Source organism: Streptoalloteichus hindustanus (assembly GCF_900129375.1).
GTDB classification, from domain to species: Bacteria; Actinomycetota; Actinomycetes; order Mycobacteriales; family Pseudonocardiaceae; genus Streptoalloteichus; species Streptoalloteichus hindustanus.
This window is the reverse complement of sequence record NZ_FQVN01000006.1, coordinates 100,911-118,481: the sequence shown is the minus strand read 5'-3', so window position 1 is coordinate 118,481 and position 17,571 is coordinate 100,911. Positions and strand designations below refer to the sequence as shown.

The 17,571-nt window shown below is 72.4% G+C and carries 17 protein-coding genes and 2 pseudogenes; 8 read left to right on the top strand and 11 right to left on the bottom strand.

What is annotated here, in order from left to right:
- Positions 1-89: 89 nt before the first annotated feature.
- A pseudogene (locus BUE43_RS35230) lies at positions 90-860 on the top strand (DivIVA domain-containing protein); the annotation flags it as partial.
- A gap of 1,997 nt (positions 861-2,857) precedes the next feature.
- Here the strand turns inward: BUE43_RS35230 and BUE43_RS19330 are convergent.
- Positions 2,858-3,640 (bottom strand): alpha/beta fold hydrolase, encoded by a 783-nt coding sequence (locus BUE43_RS19330; protein ID WP_073485241.1) that lies wholly within the window; start codon positions 3,638-3,640, stop codon positions 2,858-2,860.
- Between the two features lie 19 nt (positions 3,641-3,659).
- Here BUE43_RS19330 and BUE43_RS19325 point away from each other — a divergent pair, with 19 nt between their 5' ends.
- A complete protein-coding gene (locus BUE43_RS19325; protein WP_073485239.1) occupies positions 3,660-4,193 on the top strand; it encodes an AAA family ATPase in 534 nt (177 codons plus the stop codon).
- 51 nt (positions 4,194-4,244) lie between these two features.
- On the opposite strand, the gene BUE43_RS19320 is transcribed toward BUE43_RS19325, so the two are convergent.
- Complete coding sequence (locus tag BUE43_RS19320; RefSeq protein ID WP_073485237.1) at positions 4,245-4,724, bottom strand: DUF3995 domain-containing protein; 480 nt, start codon at positions 4,722-4,724, stop codon at positions 4,245-4,247.
- A gap of 148 nt (positions 4,725-4,872) precedes the next feature.
- Here BUE43_RS19320 and BUE43_RS19315 point away from each other — a divergent pair, with 148 nt between their 5' ends.
- Entirely contained in the window at positions 4,873-5,388 is a 516-nt protein-coding gene (locus BUE43_RS19315; protein WP_073485235.1) for a GNAT family N-acetyltransferase, read from the top strand.
- On the opposite strand, the gene BUE43_RS19310 is transcribed toward BUE43_RS19315, so the two are convergent.
- Complete coding sequence (locus tag BUE43_RS19310; RefSeq protein WP_073485233.1) at positions 5,369-6,118, bottom strand: alpha/beta hydrolase; 750 nt, start codon at positions 6,116-6,118, stop codon at positions 5,369-5,371. The genes BUE43_RS19315 and BUE43_RS19310 overlap by 20 nt on opposite strands.
- Positions 6,119-6,205: 87 nt before the next feature.
- Positions 6,206-6,517 (bottom strand): hypothetical protein, encoded by a 312-nt coding sequence (locus BUE43_RS19305; RefSeq protein WP_073485231.1) that lies wholly within the window; start codon positions 6,515-6,517, stop codon positions 6,206-6,208.
- A 180-nt stretch (positions 6,518-6,697) separates the two neighbouring features.
- On the opposite strand from BUE43_RS19305, the gene BUE43_RS19300 reads away from it, so the two are divergent.
- The 4 genes and pseudogenes from BUE43_RS19300 to BUE43_RS19290 all read left to right on the top strand — a co-directional run bounded on the left by BUE43_RS19300 (position 6,698) and on the right by BUE43_RS19290 (position 8,667).
- Positions 6,698-6,907 (top strand): FmdB family zinc ribbon protein, encoded by a 210-nt coding sequence (locus BUE43_RS19300; protein ID WP_073485228.1) that lies wholly within the window; start codon positions 6,698-6,700, stop codon positions 6,905-6,907.
- A 65-nt stretch (positions 6,908-6,972) separates the two neighbouring features.
- Positions 6,973-7,344, top strand: a pseudogene (locus tag BUE43_RS35990) (Uma2 family endonuclease); the annotation flags it as partial.
- 32 nt (positions 7,345-7,376) lie between these two features.
- Entirely contained in the window at positions 7,377-7,556 is a 180-nt protein-coding gene (locus BUE43_RS35225) for a hypothetical protein (RefSeq protein WP_234995802.1), read from the top strand.
- Positions 7,557-8,103: 547 nt separating this feature from the next.
- The gene (locus BUE43_RS19290; protein ID WP_234995801.1) at positions 8,104-8,667 is read left to right on the top strand and encodes a hypothetical protein; all 564 of its coding nucleotides are present in this window, start codon (positions 8,104-8,106) and stop codon (positions 8,665-8,667) included.
- 56 nt (positions 8,668-8,723) lie between these two features.
- On the opposite strand, the gene BUE43_RS19285 is transcribed toward BUE43_RS19290, so the two are convergent.
- From BUE43_RS19285 to BUE43_RS19260, 6 genes are all read right to left on the bottom strand, one after another.
- A complete protein-coding gene (locus BUE43_RS19285) occupies positions 8,724-10,505 on the bottom strand; it encodes a 3-hydroxyacyl-CoA dehydrogenase family protein (protein ID WP_073485221.1) in 1,782 nt (593 codons plus the stop codon).
- 135 nt (positions 10,506-10,640) lie between these two features.
- Positions 10,641-11,378: a dihydroxyacetone kinase phosphoryl donor subunit DhaM gene (gene dhaM / locus BUE43_RS19280; protein WP_073485219.1), complete on the bottom strand. Its 738-nt coding sequence runs from the start codon at positions 11,376-11,378 to the stop codon at positions 10,641-10,643.
- Positions 11,375-12,010 (bottom strand): dihydroxyacetone kinase subunit DhaL, encoded by a 636-nt coding sequence (dhaL, locus tag BUE43_RS19275; RefSeq protein ID WP_073486039.1) that lies wholly within the window; start codon positions 12,008-12,010, stop codon positions 11,375-11,377. Before dhaL ends, dhaM begins: the two co-directional genes overlap by 4 nt.
- A 2-nt stretch (positions 12,011-12,012) precedes the next feature.
- Complete coding sequence (gene dhaK / locus BUE43_RS19270) at positions 12,013-13,014, bottom strand: dihydroxyacetone kinase subunit DhaK (RefSeq protein WP_073485216.1); 1,002 nt, start codon at positions 13,012-13,014, stop codon at positions 12,013-12,015.
- Between the two features lie 148 nt (positions 13,015-13,162).
- Positions 13,163-14,017 carry a helix-turn-helix domain-containing protein gene (locus BUE43_RS19265; protein WP_073485214.1) on the bottom strand — a complete coding sequence of 285 codons (855 nt, stop codon included), beginning with the start codon at positions 14,015-14,017 and terminating at the stop codon, positions 13,163-13,165.
- The gene (locus tag BUE43_RS19260; RefSeq protein WP_073485212.1) at positions 14,014-14,526 is read right to left on the bottom strand and encodes a DUF6879 family protein; all 513 of its coding nucleotides are present in this window, start codon (positions 14,524-14,526) and stop codon (positions 14,014-14,016) included. Before BUE43_RS19260 ends, BUE43_RS19265 begins: the two co-directional genes overlap by 4 nt.
- 243 nt (positions 14,527-14,769) lie before the next feature.
- Between BUE43_RS19260 and BUE43_RS19255 the strand changes: the two genes are divergently transcribed.
- Positions 14,770-15,801: an ABC transporter substrate-binding protein gene (locus BUE43_RS19255; RefSeq protein WP_073485210.1), complete on the top strand. Its 1,032-nt coding sequence runs from the start codon at positions 14,770-14,772 to the stop codon at positions 15,799-15,801.
- Between the two features lie 67 nt (positions 15,802-15,868).
- On the opposite strand, the gene BUE43_RS19250 is transcribed toward BUE43_RS19255, so the two are convergent.
- On the bottom strand, positions 15,869-17,362 hold the full coding sequence (locus BUE43_RS19250; protein WP_143174260.1) for an aldehyde dehydrogenase family protein: 1,494 nt from the start codon (positions 17,360-17,362) through the stop codon (positions 15,869-15,871).
- Between the last annotated feature and the right edge of the window lie 209 nt (positions 17,363-17,571).

Genomic DNA, 17,571 nt, shown 5'->3' with positions numbered 1-17,571 from the left:
CGGCGCGGAGGCCACTCTTGCGTTACCAATGCCGTTGGCGCCGGCGGTGCGTCACCGATCAGCCACCACTCCCAGGTAGCGTGAGGAATATGGGCCTTGCCGACGACCGTGACCTGGTCCCGCTCGGGGTGGGATTCGACATCGCCCGCCGCGGCTACGACCGCGCGCAGGTGGACGAACACCTCGAACGGCTCGACGCCGATCTCCGCATCCTCGCGGCGGACCGCGACGCCGCGGTCTCCCAGGCGGCGGATCTCGCGCGTCAGCTCGAGGTGGCCCGCACCGAGATCGAGAGCCTGCGCGGCCAGGTGGAGCGGCTGGCCCAGCCGCCCACCACCGTCGAGGGAATGAGCGAGCGGCTGCAGCGCATGCTGCGGCTGGCCCAGGACGAGGCCGCCGAGATCCGGTCGCGCGCCCAGGCCGAGGCCTCCCACATCCGTGCCAAGGCGGAGCAGGAGGGCGCCGAGCTGCGCGCCCGCTACGAGAAGCTGATCGCCGACATGGACGCCCGGCGCACCGAGATGGAGGCCGAGCACCGCGGCGTCCTGGAGCGCGCCAGGGCCGAGGCGGAGCGCACCACCCGCGAGGCCAACCAGCGCCAGCAGCACCTGGAGGCGGAGGCCGCGGCCCGCCGCAAGCAGGTGGAGGAGGACTTCGAGATCGCGATGGCCGGTCGGCGGACCGAGGCCATGCGGTCGTTGGCCGAGCAGGAGGCCGCGAGCAAGGCCGAGGCCGAGCGCCGGGTGCGGGAGGCCACCGAGGAGGCCAACCGCCGCGTCGAACAGGCCAGCCGCCGCCTGCACGAGGCGACGGAGGAGGCCAACCGGCGGGTGGCCGAGGCGACCCAGCAGGCCAACCAGAAGCTGCAGGAGGCCAGCGCCGAGGCCAACCGGCGGGTGGAGCAGGCGGGGCAGCACCTGCAGCAGGCGACCGCCGAGGCCAACCGGCGGGTGCACGAGGCCACCCAGCAGGCCAACCAGAAGCTGCAGGAGGCCACGCAGCAGTCGGCCCAGAAGCTGCAGGACGCGACCAACGAGGCCAACCGGCGGGTGCGCGAGGCCACCGACGAGGCCAACCGGCGGGTCCGGGAGGCCACCGAGGAGGCCAACCGCCGCGTCCGCCTGGCCACCGAGGAGGCGACCCGGCGGGTCGGCGAGGCCACCCGGCGCGTCGGCGAGCTGCGGGAGCTGCGCGGCCGCATCCTCGACCAGCTCGTGGGCACGCAGAGCCACCTGCGGTCGATGCAGACCGAGATGCAGAACCTGCACGGCGAGATGCAGACGCTGCACGGCCTGGTCAACGAGGCGGCGCCGAAGCTCACGCCGGACGCCGACGAGGACGACGTGCTCGCCGGCCGGACCCGGCCCGAGGCGGAGCCGACCGCGCCGGAGTCGGGCGCCGAGAACGGGCCCCGGTCCAGGACGGAAGACAAGGACGGCAAGGAAGGCGCTGTCGGCACTGGCAGCGCCGATGGCGGCGACGCCGTGGATGGCGGCGAGGGCGAGAAGTCGGACAAGGGTTCGGACAAGAAGACCAGCAGCGCCGACAACGCCGCCAGCACGGACGACAAGAAGGGCTCCGACCCGAAGTCGCCCAAGGAGACCACCGGCGAGGCGGACGGCGGGTCCGGGTCCGGGTCCGGGTCCGGGTCCGGGTCCGGCAAGGTCGAGTCCGGCACGGGCGGTTCGGACAAGGGCAGCTCCGGCACGGGCAGCGGAAACACAGACCCGAAGGCCGACAAGGCTGGCAAGGCTGACAAGGCCGATGCCGAGGCTGGCGACGAGACCGCGTCGTCGACCACGGACAAGGGCGACAAGGCCGCCGGCGGGGACGCTGGCAAGTCCCAGGACAAGCCGGCCGACGCGACGGTCAAGGCCGGCGGCGCGCCGCAGGGCCAGGACGCGGCCCAGGCCGAGCAGAAGCCCGAGGCGGCGGCCGGGGCGAAGCCGGCCCCGAAGCCCGGCGACCCGAAGGCGCGGAAGCCGGTCGGAGCCGAGGCGGAGAAGCGGCCCGCCCAGCAGGCGGTCACCCCGAGCCCGCAGGGCCCGTCGGCCCCGGGCGGCGCGGGCAGGCCGGCCGACGCGGCGACCGAGAAGGTCAACGCCCCGAAGCCCGGCCCGGCGCCGGACGCCGCCAAGCCCGCTCCCCCGGCCAGGAACGAGGCGGCCAAGAACGAGCCGACCAGGCACATCGACGGCCCGACCAAGAAGCTGCCCCGGCCGACCGTCGAGCAGTTGGACCCGCCCACCAAGCGCATTCAGCTGCCGACGCCGCCGCCCGGGCCGCAGCCCCGGCAGCAGGTGCCGCCGCCACCGCCGATGCGGCCCGGCGGCCCGGGCAACCAGCCGCCGCGCCCGCCGGCGCCCGGCCCGCAGGGCCCGCCGCCCATGCCGCAGGGCCAGCAGCAGCCGACGCCCCAGCCGCCTCCGCAGCAGCCGCCGCGGAACAACCAGCAGCAGCCCAACCAGCAGCGCGGCGGCAAGCCCACGCAGGGACGCGCCCGCAGCAAGCGCTGACACCGGCGGCGCCGACAGACGAACGGCCCCGCATCTGTCCTCAGTGGACGGATGCGGGGCCGTTCCGCACGAACCCCGTGCCCGCTCCGCACGAAGGAGCACGGTTTGTCAGACTGGATGCCGAAACACTGTTCGTGCTGACGAATTCGGCTTGTGGTGGCCGCAAAATCGTCCAAAACGGTGTTACCAGGGGGACCCCCTGTTTTTAGAGTGGCAGAAGCGGGCGACAGTTCTCGTGGCTGACACGGGTGATCCGGCCGGGAATCACGAAGGTGGGCCTTGGATCGTTCGATCAGGGGTCGCTGGGCGGGAGCTGTCGTCGGAGGTCCGACCGTCCATGGTCAGTCGAAGGTGCGGGCCAGCCAGTCGAGCACGCTGGCGGAGAAGGCGTCCGGGGTCTCCACCGGGGCGAGGTGGCCGCTGCGGGGCAGGACGGCCAGTTCCGAGTTCGGCAGGAGGTCGGCCAGGCCGCGTGCGACCTCGGGGGGCATGAGGCGATCCTCCGCTCCCGCCAGCACGAGCGCCGGCACCCGGGTGGCGCGCAGCAGGTCGCTGGAGTCGGGACGGGCCGCCATCGCGCGCTGCGCCCAGGCGACCCCCGAGGCCGGCTGACGCTCCACCAGCGAGCGGACGGTGGCCACCACCTCGGGTCGCTCGTCCCGGCTGGTCACGCCGAGGAGGTTCGGCAGCATGGCGTCGGCCAGCCAACCGGCGGTGCCGTCGGCCTCGGCGCGGGCGGCCGCCGCGAGGCGGGTGGCGCGCTGCTCCTCGCCGTCGGCGCTGGCCCGGGTGCTGGCCAGGACCAGGCCGGCCACGCGCTCCGGCGCCCTGCGGAGCACCGCCATCGCCACGTAGCCGCCCATCGAGCAACCACCGAGGACGGCCCGCTCCAGTCCGAGGTCGTCGAGCAGGCGGAGCACGTCCCCGGCGACCGCGTCGAGGTCGGGCGGCGGGTGCTCGGCGCCGTCGGCCAACGGCGTCCGTCCCAGCCCGCGCTGGTCGGGGGTGACCACGCGGACGTGTTCGGCGAGCGGAGCCCGCACCGCGTCCCACATCCCGGCGTCGACGGGGAAGGCGTGCAGCAGCACGAGGGCGCGGCCAATTCCGTTGTCGATCACATGCACCCTTCCTATCCTGCCTCTCATGACCAGTCCCCACCTGATCGTCATCACCGGGATCTCCGCGAGCGGCAAGACGACCGTCGGTCGGCTGCTCGCCGACAGCTTCTCCCGCGGCGCGTTCGTCGAGGGCGACCTGGTTCGCGAGATGGTGCGCACCGGCCGTGTCGACATGTCGCCCGACCCGTCCGACGACGCGCTCGCCCAGCTCCGGCTGCGCTACCGGCAGTCGGCGGCGCTGGCGGACTCGTTCCACGAGGCCGGGTTCGACACCGTCGTCGAGGACGTGATCATCGGCGAGGAGCTGCCCGGCTACCTCGCCGCGCTCCGGACCCGCCCGGCGCATCTCGTGGTCCTCGCCCCGGCCCCCGCCGCCGTCGTGGGCAGGGAGCACGGTCGGGACAAGGACGGCTACGACATCTGGTCGATCGAGGCGCTGGACAAGGTGCTGCGCGAGCAGACGCCACGGCTGGGCCTGTGGCTGGACACCTCGGACATGACGCCCGACGCGGTGGTGCGCGAGATCCTCGCCCGTCTGCCGGAAAGCCGCATCGACTGAAAGCCGCGCCGAGACTGAGGCCGGTCGCTCCTCAAGCCACCTCAGACCTCCTCAGGCCTCCTCGGGAACACGCGGCGTCACGCGCCCGAACGCCCACGCCGCCAGGCAGAAGAGGACACCCCCGACCAGGAACCACGGCTCGTACAGGAAGATCCCGAAACGTTCCATTGTGGACAGTGGGACGTGGTGCCCACCGGGCAGGCGCGCCCAGTCGACGGCGGACGGCGCGGCGTGCACGACGCACACCGCGCCGACTCCCCACGCGCCGGCCAGCGCCAGGCGGCGCGGGATCGGCCGCCGCCTCCCGGGCAGCGCCAACACCGCCGCGAGCAAGCCCGCGCCGAGGCAGAGCGGAATCGCGATCACGTCGATCACCAGCAACACGCGCTGCCCCTCGCCGAACAGCGACAGCTCCGGTGGCAGACCCGCTCTGCCGCCCAGCAACCAGTAGAGGTGCACGAGGGCGAACAGGAACCCCCACGTCGACGCGGCGAGGGCGGGAACGGCGGCCAGCCTGGCTCGGGAGGGCATGCCACCACCCTCGCCACGGCGCCTCCGCCCCACCTCCCGCCGGGGAGGGAACACCCTCCGCCACCAGCGGTACCGCGCCCCGCACGGCCCACGCGAGATGTGCGGAAAACGGCGTGAGACTGTCGGAGGCCGGGCCTACCGTGCGTCCGTGAGCAAGCCCCCCGAGGAGATCCGCACCGAACGTCTCGTGCTCCGCAGGATCGGCGAGGCCGACCTGACCGCGATGATCGAGGTCCACGGCGACCCGGAGACCAACCGGCACAACCCGACCGGGCCGGCCGGGCCGGAGGAGGTGCGGGAGCACCTGGTCGCCTGGCAGCGCGACTGGGCCCGGCACGGCATCGGCTACTGGGCGATCGAGGTGGCCACGACCGGGGAGGTCGTCGGGTTCGGCGGGTTGCGGCTCTTCGAGTTCGACGGCCGGCCGGCGCTGAACCTCTACTACCGCTTCCGGCCGAGCGCGTGGGGTCGCGGCTATGCCACCGAGATGGCCCGGGCCGCCGTGGACTGGGCGCACGGGGTCCGGCCCGAGCCGGTGGTCATCCGCACCGCGACCACCAACGCGGCGGCGGCCCGGGTGGCCGAACGCCTCGGCTTCCCGCTGACCGGCACGATCGTGCTGGACGGCGCCGAGGCGTTCGTGTTCACGAGTCGACGATCGTGACCTGACGGGTCTCCGACGGCCCGTCCCAGGTCCGGGGCAGCGGCGTCGGCACCTCCGGGGCGACCCGGGCGACGAGCGCGTCGAGCACGTCCTCGGCCCGGCCCACCCACAGGTGCTTGGCGCCGGCGAACGGCACGACCTCGGCCTGGGGGATCGCGGCGAACCGCGTGCGCGCCTCCTCCGGCCGGAGGTAGTCGTCGAACTCGGGCACGAAGCAGTGCACCGGTCGGCCGGACTCGGCCCAGTTCCGCAGGTGCTCCGGCTGGGTGAAGCGCAGCGGCGGGGAGAGCAGGACCGCGCCCCGCACCACCGGGTCGCAGCCGTGCATGAGCGCGAGGTCGGTGCCGAACGACCAGCCGAGCAGCCAGATGTTCGGCAGGTCGTGGAAGTCGGCGTACTCCAGGGCGGCGGCGACGTCGAACCGCTCCCCCACCGCGTTGTCGAACTCGCCCTGGCTGCGGCCGGCCTCGCTCGCGGTGCCCCGCGTGTTGAACCGCAGGACGGCGATGTCGGCCAGCGCCGGCAGCCGCCACGCGGCCTTGCGGATGACGTGCGAGTCCATCATCCCGCGGTGCGTGGGCAGCGGGTGCAGGCAGACCAGGGTGGCGCGCGGAGTCCCGGACTCGGGCAGCGAGAGCTCACCGATCAGCTCCAGCCCGTCCGCGGTGTGCAGCGTGATCGGCTCCCGGTGGGCGGGCAGCACGGTGTTGGCGCGAATCTCGGTGCTCACAACCCTCGATCCTGCCACCGGACCTCACTCGACCGGAGGTCGAGGAGGAGCTGGATGTGACGGAACTCGCCGTTCGGGGGTGACCGCTCACCACCGCCGGCGGGCCGGCCGGCGGTGGTGCCGGCCGTTCCAGCACCCGCTGTGCCAGTGCCGGCGGTCCGCGGCCGAGCCGTACTCGTCGGCGGGCCAGGCGACCACGTGCGGGGTTCCCGGGGCGATCTCGTGGTCGCAGCCCGGACACCGGTAGGTCTTCACGGTCTGGCTCCCGGAGACGGTGCGGACGAGCCAGTCGCCGTCCTGCCCGGTCTCGTGCCGCGCCCAGCTGGCCGCGCCCAGCGGGCGCGGCTCGTCGCCCCCGGAGGCTCCCCCGGGGCGGCGGGGTCGGTTGCGGCGCGGCACGGCAGAACGGTAACTGGTCCGCTTCACCCGGAAGAGGCACGCACCACGCCGTGGGACGGACCAACCCCACCACCGGGTGTGGTGGGCACCCGGCTCACCCCGATCCGGGCCGGGGTGGCGTCCGTTCGCTGTCGTCGCCGTCGCTGCCTGTTCCACCGGCCGGCCCGGCACAATGGGAGCATGCCGAGGTACGAGTTCCGTTGCCGCGCCTGCGGGGACACGTTCGAGGTCAACCGCCCGATGAGCGCCGCCTCCGATCCCGCGACCTGCCCGTCCGGCCACGACGACACGGTCAAGCTGCTGTCCACGGTCGCCGTCACCGGTCGCGGCGGCGCGAGCGCCCCGGCTCCGAGCGGTGGCGGCTGCTGCGGCGGTGGCTGCTGCGGGTAACCCGTTCGTGTCGCGGCGTTGATGCGACGCTGAGATCAGCACCGGCCAGCCGGGGGTTGAGCGTGATGAGCGCGGCTCCGCACGATCCGCTTGGGCCGTTCACAGTGGAGGACTGGCTCAGGCTCGACCCACGACCGGGCGGCTCTCGCATCGAGCTGATCTTCGGGAAGTTCTGTGTGTCGCCTCCTCCCGCCATGCACCACCAGTACGTCGGCGACGTGCTCCGCACGGTGTTGACCAACGCGCTGCGGAGGGCCGGCCGCACCGACCTCCATGCGGTGACGGCGATCGGCGTCGAGCTCAGCACGGAACAACGGAACGCGTTCGTCCCGGGCATCGCGGTGATCGACACGAAGCCGGTCGGAGGGAGTCTCAGACCGGAGAACCCGCTCCTCGCCGTGGAGATCTGGTCTCCCGGCAACCGGCGGCGCGAACGCGAGGACAAGCGGCTGGCTACGCCGAAGCGGGCGTGCCCTACTTCTGGGCGGTGCACCAGGACGGAATCCCGCAAGCGCCGACCATTGTCGCCCACCGTCTGGTCAGCGGCCGATACGTCGAGGACACCACGGCCAATCCGGGAACCAGCGTGACCAACACCGGCGCCCCTGTTCCGGTGACGTTCGACCCCGCGGTCCTCTGGCCCTCGTGACAGCCCCCTCCCGCCCGGGGGGCGAGCCCCGCGTCCAGCCTATCGGCCATGCCAGGCGGGAAAAACCCGAACAAGGCCCACTGTGGACAACCTCCGGGCATGTGGATAACTCCGAGCCCGAAAGGGTGAACATGACGAGAGGGTTCGCCAGGTGTGGTCCAGTGGAAGGTTGTCCCTCTGACAGCGGGTCGCACTGGACTGCCATCGCCTACCAGTTCGACAACGGCCGGTAGCGATCGCCAGACCAGGGGCCAGCACGGTGAGCACCCCGGCTCCGGCACCCTCCCCTCGATCCCGGCGATCTCCTTCCGCAGAGCGAGTCCCGCCTCCCTCCCAAGGACGAGAGAAAACCATCGCCAGCGGGAGCCCGTGGCGTTCCGGGCCGACGAGAGTGGAAGGCGCACCGAGACGGACAAACTGTCCACAGTGGAACCAGAGAAGATCCACAGTGGACACATGGTTCGCGCTGACCGCCCGTGCGCGTCAGGAGACCCGAGCACCACGACATCGAGGTCTCCGGTGTGGCCGAGTACCTGAGGGGGATCTCATGTCCAGTCGCCAGAAGAGCCGCGTTCGTCGAGCCGGAGTCGTGCTCACCGGTCTTGCCGCCACCCTCGCCGCCGTCGCGGTCGCCGCGCCCGGCGCCAGCGCCGCGGAGCCGGCCGCCGCGCCGCCGGCCGAGTCGCACCTGGTCGGCAAGGGCGGCGGCAAGCTGCACTGGCCGGGGTTCGAGAACCACCCCGTGCGGTTCGAGATCAACGCGCACGGGAACCCGGCGACGAGCCGCGGCACGTTCCGGGTCACCCACCACCTGCCCGACGGCACGCTGTTCGCCCAGTTCGACGGCGAGGTGGACTGCCTGATGACGGGCGGGAACACCGCGGTCACCACCGGCGTGATCAAGCGCGCCACCGTGCCGGGGCTGCCGCCGAACGTCCAGCTCGTCGGGAAGCGGGTCGGCTTCACGGTGCAGGACAACGGCCGCGCGGACCGCGTCGGGTGGAGCTGGGCCACCAACGGCTTCGAGGAGAGCGTGCCCCGGTGCTCGGGTCCCGCGCCGTTCTACAAGGTCGAGCAGGGCGGGTACGTCGTGCGGGGCGTCGACTTCTGAGCGAGGGGACGGGGTGGTGCGGGCGAGGGAGTCCTCGCCCGCACCACCCTCCCACGTCATGCGGAGTAGTCGCGGAATCCCTTGCCGGTCTTGCGGCCCAGGCGGCCGGCGGTCACCAACTGCTCCAGCAGGGGCGCCGGGGCGAAGCCGGCCTCGCGGAACTCCAGGTAGAGGGTGCGCTGGATGGCCAGCGAGACGTCGAGGCCGACCACGTCGAGCAGCTCGAACGGCCCCATCGGCATGCCGCAGCCGACCTTCATCGCGTTGTCGATGTCGTCGGCCGAGGCGTAGTGCGCCTCCAGCATCCTGACCGCGTCGTTGAGGTACGGGAACAGCAGCGCGTTGACGATGAAGCCCGCACGGTCGCCGCAGGACACCGGCTGCTTGCCGAGGCTGGCGCACACGGCCTTCGCGGTGTCCACCACGTCCTGGTCGGTGGCGATGGTGCGCACGACCTCGACGAGCTTCATCACCGGCGCCGGGTTGAAGAAGTGCATGCCGACGACGTCGCCGGGGCGCGAGGTCGCGGCGGCGCACTCGATGACCGGCAGCGACGAGGTGGTGGTGGCCAGGACCGCGCCCGGCTTGCACACCTCGTCCAGGGTCTCGAACACGGCCTTCTTGACCGCGAGCTCCTCCACGACGGCCTCGATCACGAGGTCGCAGTCGGCGAGGTCGTCGAAGCGCACGGTGGTCTGGATGCGGGCCAGCGCCGCGTCCCGGCTCGCGTCGTCGAGCTTGCCGCGCACCACGGCCTTCTCCAGCGACCCGCGGACGGCGGTCAGCGCCTTGGCGGCCTTCTCGTCGCTGCGGGCCCGGAGGACGACGTCGTAGCCGGCCTTGGCGAAGACCTCCACGATGCCCGTGGCCATCGTGCCGGTGCCGACGACGCCGACCCGCTGGACCGGCCGGGTCGCCGGGGCGGCCTCGCCGGACTCGGTCGGGGTGTGCCCGTCCGGCACCACCACGGGCGAGTCCGGCTCGTCGTAGGTGTAGAAGCCGCGCCCGGTCTTGCGGCCCAGCAGCCCCGCCGTGATCATCTGCTTGAGCAGCGGCGCGGGGGCGTGCAGCCGGTTGCGCGACTGGTGGTACATCGTGTCGAGGATCTCGTAGGTGGTGTCCAGACCGATCAGGTCCAGCAGCTGCAGCGGCCCCATCGGGTAGCCGCAGCCCAGCCGCATGGCGGCGTCGAGGTCCTCGCGCGAGGCGTACCGCGTCTCGACCATGCGCACGGCGTGGTTGAGGTAGCCGAACAGCAGGGCGTTCGCGATGAACCCGGCGCGGTCGTTGATCACCACGGGGACCTTGCCGAGCCGCTTGGCCAACTCCACGACGTCGTCGACGACCTCGGGCTCGGTGACGACGGTGCGCACCACCTCGACCAGCTTGAGCACCGGCGCCGGGTTGAAGAAGTGCATCCCGACGACCTTGCCGGGGCGGCTGGTGTGCACGCCGATCTCGGTGACCGACAACGACGAGGTGTTGGAGGCGAGCACGACATCCGGCCGGCACACCCGGTCCAGCTCGGCGAAGACCTTGGCCTTGAGCTCCATGCGCTCCGGCACCGCCTCGACCACGAAGTCGGCCTCGGCCAGGTCGTCCATCGAGGTGCTGTAGCGGATGCGGTCCATCAGCGCCCGCTGCTCGCCCTCGTGCAGCTTGCCGCGCCGCACCGCGCGCTCCGTGGAGTGCACGATGTGGCCGCGTCCGCGCTCAACGCCCTTCTCGTTCGCCTCGACCGCGATCACCCGCAGTCCGTTGCGGGCGAACACCTCCGCGATGCCGGCACCCATGGTGCCCAGGCCGACGACGCCCACCGTTGTGATCTCCCGGGCCAAGGCCATCCTCCCGCTGCGTCGAGGGTCGGGCACACCGACGGCCGGTCACCCTACGCGCCAGTAATGTCCGTGATCCTGCCACGGCCTCCCTGACGGCCGGGGTGAGGTTCGCCACCCATCCCGGTCCGCCGGACGTCACTCGTCGAAGTGCCGGTCGGCGAGGTCCCGGACGCGCCGCACCGCCTCCTCGGCCTGGGCTCCCCACGCCCGCACCACGACGGTGTCGCCGCCGCGCGCGTTGAGGCCCATCAGCCCGAGGACGCTGCGGGCGTCCGCCTCCGTCCCCGCGTACTCCACCACGACCTCGGCGTCGAGGTCGGCGATCGACCGCGCGAGCAGCGCGGCAGGGCGCGCGTGCAGGCCGACCTCGTTGCGCAGCACCACGTTCGCGGACACCGCGGGCCCCCGCTCAGCGGCCCCGGCGCTCGGTGGGAGGGTCGACATGCCCGCGGCGCCCGCCGCGAACTCCTGGTCGGGTCCGCCGGCGACCTCGCCCGCGGTCCCGGCCGCCATGGCCGCCGCGGCCACCACGCCGTCCAGGTCGGCGCCGCCCTGCGCGGCCACCGCCGCCGCCACCGCGCCCTCCACGAGCGGCGCCTCCACCACGTGCGCGCGACGCGGCGCGCTGAGCCCCTCCACCACGAGCTCGGCGGTCATCTGGGCGCTGCCGAGGTCGTAGAGCAGGACCACGCCGTCGCCCCGGTCCGCGCGGTCGACGGCCGTCGCCACCGCGTCGTAGTCGGTGCCGAGGTCGCCGTCAGGTCCGCCGCCCGCCGGCAGGACGGGGACGTCCGGGGCCATCTGGGCGGCCAGCTCGGCCAGCCCCTCCGCAATTTTGGCGCTGTGCGAGACCAGAACCAGTCCGACCGTCATCGCGCACCCGCCGCCGTGGCCAGGGCGCGCAGGACCAACGCCGTGGACCGCGCGCCCGGATCGAGGTGGCCGGCGCTGCGCTCGCCGAGGTAGGAAGCACGCCCCTTGCGCGCCACCAGGGGTTTCGTCGACTCGGCTCCCCGCTCGGCCGCCTCGGCCGCCGCCGCCAGGACGGCTGGTACGTCGCCACCGCCCTCCGCCGCCGTCGCGGCGGCGTCCGCTGCCGGCGCCAGCGCGTCCACCATGGTCTTGTCCCCGACCTCGGCCCGGCCCCTGGCGACAACGCCGCCCAGCGCGGCCCGCAGCGCCGCCGCGACCGCGACACCGTCCACTTCGGACACATCCGCGAGGGAGGTGGCCGCGCGCAGGAACGCCGTTCCGTAGAGCGGACCGGAAGCGCCGCCGACGGTGGAGATCAGGGTCGTGCCGACCGCCTTCAGCACCGCCGCCGGCGTCGTCTGCCCTGGACTGTCCACTTTGGCCGCCACCGCGAGGAACCCGCGTCGCATGTTCTCCCCGTGGTCGGCGTCCCCGATCGCCCGGTCCAGCTCGGTCAGCTCGTCGCCGTGGTCGACGACCGCCGCCGAGACCGCGCGCAGCGCGACGACCAGGTCCTCCGCCGTGCAGGTCACGCTCACGCCCCCCACCGCAGCGCCGGGGTGCGCACCGGCGCGTCCCACAGCTCGGTCAGCTCGTCGTCCAGTCGCAACAGCGTGACGCTCATGCCCTGCATCTCCAGGCTGGTGACGTACGGGCCGACCAGCCGCCGCTCCACCCGGACGCCCCGCTCGGCCAGCAGCCGCTCGGCGATCCCGTGCGCCAGGTACAGCTCGACCAGCGGGGTGCCGCCCATCGAGTTGGTGAACAGCAGGACCCGGTCGCCCTCGGCGAACGGCAGGTCCTCGACCACCCCGGCCACGAGCCGGCGGACGATCCCGTCGGCCGGCTCCAGCGGCGCCCTGGCCCGGCCGGGCTCGCCGTGGATGCCGATGCCGATCTCCATCTCGTCCTCGGCCAGGGTGAACGTCGGCTCGCCCAGGTGGGGGACGGTGCAGGCGGTCAGCGCCACGCCCAGCGAGCGCACGCCGGCCACCACGCGCCGCGCCAGCGCCTCGCAGGCGGCCAGGTCGTCGCCCCGCTCGGCCGCCGCGCCGACGATCTTCTCCAGCAGCACCGTGCCGCCGACCCCGCGCCGCCCGGCGGTGTAGGTGGAGTCCTTGACGGCGACGTCGTCGTCGATGACGACGGTGCGCACGTCGATGCCCTCGGCCCCGATCAGCTCGGCGGCGGTCTCGAAGTTCAGCACGTCGCCGGTGTAGTTCTTGACCAGCAGCAGCACGCCGGCTCCGCCGTGCACCGCCGCCACCGCGGCCTGCACCTGGTCCGGCGTGGGCGAGGTGAACACCGCGCCGGGGCAGGCCGCGTCGAGCATGCCGAGCCCGACGAACCCGCCGTGCAACGGCTCGTGCCCCGAGCCGCCACCGGAGACGACCGCCACCTTGCCGCGTCTCGGGGCGTCCACCCTGGCGACGTACGCCGGGTCCTCGTGCACCCGCAGCAGGTCGCCGTGGGCGGCGGCCAGGCCGCGCATCGCCTCGACCACCACGGTGGACGGATCATTGATGATCTTCTTCACGGCGGGTCTCCTTGCCGTCCGAACAGCCGGCGAACACGCGTGCGACCTTCCTACCCGAGCCGAAGCCGGCGTCCAAGCAAGAACCAACACCGCGCCGCGCCCGCCACCGTCCACCAAGGACCGGACGCGACAGAAGCCGTCCGCCACATCACTCACGCGGCCGCGCGAACTGGCCCGAGATCGCGACCAGCACCGCCCTCGCCTCGTCTCCCCACAGAGCGCGCTCCTCGAAGTAGGAGAACAGCACCAGGTAGTACGCGACGTCGTTGGGGTCCCGCAGTGCGATTTGCCCGGTGAAGGTCTCCACAGTCGCCAGCGTTTCGTCATACACAGTGAAGGTGTTCATGGGACCCACTTCGACATCCCTACCCAAAGGCAGGATGCCGATCCGCACGGATGGAAGCCGGGACAGTGCGACAAGCCGGTCAACCTGGAGTGCCATGACCGGCGGCGGGCAAAGCTGCCACAGGACGGCCTGCTGGGTCAGCAGAAAACAGAACCGTTTGTCCGGATCCCGAAGAACGGCCTGCCTCTGGAGCTTGAGCGCGATGGCACGCGTTGTGTCACCCTGTGCTGGCTCCACAGCCATGTTCATGGCCCTGCTCATGTATTCAGGGGTCTGCAGAAGCCCGGTGACGAGTGCGGGAAGAAAGTACCGCATACTTGTCGCATTGGCCTCCAGAGTCGCCAGCTCCCGTTGACGATGGTGAAGCCCTCGACGAACCGACGCCCTGATGTTCCGAAACTCCGTGATCGCCACCCTGGCGAGCCCCAGAAGTTCCTCGCTCGTGGTCCTGTCCACGGAAAGCGCGTGCAGGATTCGCTCGACGTCCACGAGAGATGGAAGGACTCTGTCGTTCTCGATCCGGGATATCTTGGTCTGGCTCATGTTGCGGCGCCGGGCGAGCCGCTCACCGGACAGGCCCGACGCTTTGCGCAGCTTTCGAAGCGCCGACGCGAGACGCCGGCGATCCTCCCCCGCCCGCTGTGGGTCGAGCCTCACTCCTCGCGGTACTCCGAGAAAGGCACGGAGTGCAGCAAGGCCAGCCGCTTCAACTCCACATATGGGCTCGGGTCCTCGCCCTCCAGCAGCTCCCGGCCAATCTGCGTTCCGTCTTCCCGGTAGTGCATGAGCACCACCTCGGAGTCGTCGAACAACCAGAAGTCCTGCGCCCCGGACACCGGATCAGGGCAGTCGGTCACATCCAGAATTCGGATCTGCTCCCCCGCCGCCGAGCTGTGCCGGTAGAAGGCGAACTCGAACCGGAGGTACTCCGACAAGGGCCGTGTCACGACGTGGACACGGCCAACAGTGCGTCCCGTCATTCGGTAATTGCGCACACGCACCAGCCACGGATCGTCGTCCGCGACGTCCAGGCGGCCGGTCTCGCGCCAGACGCGGTACTCCTCGTCCTCACTCGCCACCCCGTAGGCCGGGAGGGTTTCCAACCGGAAGGCGTCGCGCTCGTACGCGTCGAAGAACGCTCGCCAGTCGTCACCTTCCAGGCGCATCGCCAACCTCCGTGAACAGCGACTCGGTCTCCACGGGCCAACCTCCTCGGTGGGGCGCGAACGCGGGGGGCACCTTAGGAGGGTGGTCACTCAGCGTCAATGGCTAGTCGCGTTCTCGCATAATCCGATGCCGGCGCGGGCCAGGGGCACCGGGGCGGGAGGGGCGAGTTAGGCTCACCTAAGCGAGTGAATCCGCAGGTGGTGAGGGGGCGAGACCGCCGGCGGCCGGAGAAGGAGTGACGAGTGACCCGTTGGATCAGACCGGTGGCCGCGGTCGTGGCCGCCGCCGCCCTGCTGTCGGTGACCGCGTGTGGCGACCGGTCGGCGCAGAGCCAGTCGCAGACCGCGCAGCCCCAGGTGGCCCAGGGCAAGGACGGGTTCCGGGACGCCGACCGGCGCACCGCGGAGTTCGGCACCACCGCGAAGCCCGGCGAGTTCCCCCGGACGATCAAGCACGCGAAGGGCGAGACCCGGCTGGAGAAGCGGCCGGAGCGGGTCGTGGTCCTCGACACGGGCGAGCTGGACAACGTGATCGCGCTGGGCGTCCGCCCGGTGGGCGTGGCCTACACCGAGGGCTCGCCGAAGATGCCGTCCTACGTGGGCGACCGGGGCGGCCAGCCGGTCACCGTCGGCAACAACAACAACCTGAACCTGGAGGCGATCCAGAACCTGCGGCCGGACCTGATCCTGGGCTCGGTGCTGCGGCTGGACCAGCAGTACGACAAGCTGGCCGCGATCGCCCCGACGATCTTCACCCTGCGCCCCGGCTTCACCTGGAAGCAGAACTTCCGGGTCAACGCCGCCGCGCTCGACAGGGCCGCCGACGCGGACCGGCTGATCGCCGACTACGAGCGGCGCGCCAGGGAGGTCGGCGAGCGCGTCGAGCAGAAGGCGGGCCGCCGGCCGACGATCTCGATGCTGCGCTTCATGCCGAACAAGGTGCGGCTCTACGCCGCGAAGTCCTTCGTCGGCACCATCCTCGCCGACGCCGGTCTGCCCCGGCCCGAGTCGCAGCGGGTCGAGGACCTCGCCGTGGAGATCAGCACCGAGAACCTCACGAAGGCCGACGCCGACTGGATCCTGGTCGGCAGCTACGGCGACCCGGCCAAGACGGGGATGGACGCGGCGCTGGCCGGTCCACTGTGGAGCCAGCTCGGCGCGGTGAAGGCCGGGCACGCGCAGCCCGTCGCGGACGAGACGTGGTTCCTCGGCCTCGGCCTGCTCGCGGCGAACGCGGTGCTCGACGACCTCGAACACCGGCTCACCCAGGGCTGAGCGTTCTTCTTCCCGAACGGGAGGGTGTGGTGACGCCACACCCTCCCGTTCGTGCTTCCGGCAGGGGCTACCGGCCGTGGAGGAGACGGACGAGCCGGACCAACCGGCGTACCGTGCGCGAGCCCCGGTCGAACGTCATGGGGTGCAGCACCGCCGCGAACCGGCGACGGGTGACGGCCTGCGCCCTGGCGAACTCGCGGAGGCCGTCCTCTCCGTGGATGCGGCCGAACCCGGAGTCGCCGACCCCGCCGAACGGCAACGCGGGCACGGCGACGAACGACAGCACCGAGTTCACCGCGACCATGCCCGCGCGGACGCGGCGCGCCAGCTCGGCGCCGCGCGACCGCGAGAACACCGCTCCGCCGAGCCCGTAGCCGCTGGCGTTCACGCGGCGCACCGCTTCGTCCACATCGGACACCCGGTTCACGACGACCACCGGGCCGAAGGTCTCCTCCGCGACGGCGGGGGAATCCTCCGGCGCGTCGACCAGCACCACCGGCTCCACGTAGGGCGGGCGGACCGAATCCCTGCTGCCCACCACGGCCCGCGCGCCGCCGTCCAACGCATCGCAGACATGTCTGCGGATCACGTCCACCTGGGCCGGCATGGTGATCGGCCCGAGGTCGGCCCCCGGCTCGCCGCCGGGCCGCAGCCCGGCCGCCCTGGCCACCAACAGCTCGACGAACCGGTCGGCCAGCGGCTCGACCACGTACACCCGCTCGACGCCGACGCAGGTCTGGCCGGCGTTGGACATCGCGCCCCACAACGCGGCCTCCGCCGCCGCGTCGAGGTCGGCGTCCTCGTCCACGATCAACGCGTCCTTGCCGCCGCACTCGATGAGCACCGGGGTCAGGTTCTCCGCGCAGGCCGCCATCACGCGTTTCCCGGTGGCCGTCGACCCGGTGAAGGCGATCTTGTCCACATCGGACCGGCAGAGCGCGGCGCCGGTCGGGCCGAACCCGGTGACCACGCTGAACACGGGCTGTTCCGGCACCACCTCGGCGAAGGAGGCCGCCAGCCACTCCCCCACGCCGGGCGTCAGCTCGCTCGGCTTGAACACCACGGCGTTGCCGGCCGCCAGGGCATAGGCGATCGAGCCCATGGGCGTGAAGGCCGGGTAGTTCCACGGTCCGATCACGCCGACCACGCCGAGCGGCAGGTACTCCAGGGACGCCACATGGTTGTACATCAGCAGGCCGGAGGGAACGCGCCGCCGGCGCAGCACCCGCTCCGCGTTGCGCGCCGCCCAGTGCAGGTGGTCGACCACCATCACGAGCTCCAGGCGCGCGTCGTCGAGCGGCTTTCCGGTCTCCGCGCAGACCAGCGCGGCCAATTCGTCGAGTCGGCGCACGAGGAGCCGGCGCCAGTCGGCCAGTCGCCGGGCGCGCCCGGCGAAGCCGAGCCCGGCCCACCACTCCCCGGCGGACCGCGCCTCGCGGACCACCGCCGCGACCTCGTCCGGGCCGTGCACGGGATGCCTGCCGACGACCTCGCCGGTGCGGGGATCGAGCGAGACGAGCGTCTCCGGCCCGTCCTCCTCCGCCCTGTCGTGCGGGGACATCGTTCGTCCTGGTGCCAGAGGGCTCATCGACACGCCTCCCTTGGGGCCGGCGGACGGGTTACCGAAGAGTAGCGGCAAATGCCGCGTTGTCCACCGAAACCGGCGTCCCCAACAGGTGTGTCGTCCCGACCTCGACCCGAGCCAGGCGCGTCAGGCCACCAACCGCACCCCTCCCCACCCCGACCGGCGACGAAGACCGAGGCGGAAAC

Bases quoted from the DNA above. Each gene is read 5' to 3' on its own strand.
- dhaM (WP_073485219.1), bottom strand. From the start codon at position 11,378: ATGACGGTCGGACTGGTTCTGGTCTCGCACAGCGCCAAAATTGCGGAG.
- BUE43_RS19290 (WP_234995801.1), top strand. From the start codon at position 8,104: ATGTCCAGTCGCCAGAAGAGCCGCGTTCGTCGAGCCGGAGTCGTGCTC.
- BUE43_RS19320 (WP_073485237.1), bottom strand. From the start codon at position 4,724: ATGCCCTCCCGAGCCAGGCTGGCCGCCGTTCCCGCCCTCGCCGCGTCG.
- BUE43_RS19300 (WP_073485228.1), top strand. From the start codon at position 6,698: ATGCCGAGGTACGAGTTCCGTTGCCGCGCCTGCGGGGACACGTTCGAG.
- BUE43_RS19325 (WP_073485239.1), top strand. From the start codon at position 3,660: ATGACCAGTCCCCACCTGATCGTCATCACCGGGATCTCCGCGAGCGGC.
- BUE43_RS19260 (WP_073485212.1), bottom strand. From the start codon at position 14,526: ATGCGCCTGGAAGGTGACGACTGGCGAGCGTTCTTCGACGCGTACGAG.
- BUE43_RS19250 (WP_143174260.1), bottom strand. From the start codon at position 17,362: ATGTCCCCGCACGACAGGGCGGAGGAGGACGGGCCGGAGACGCTCGTC.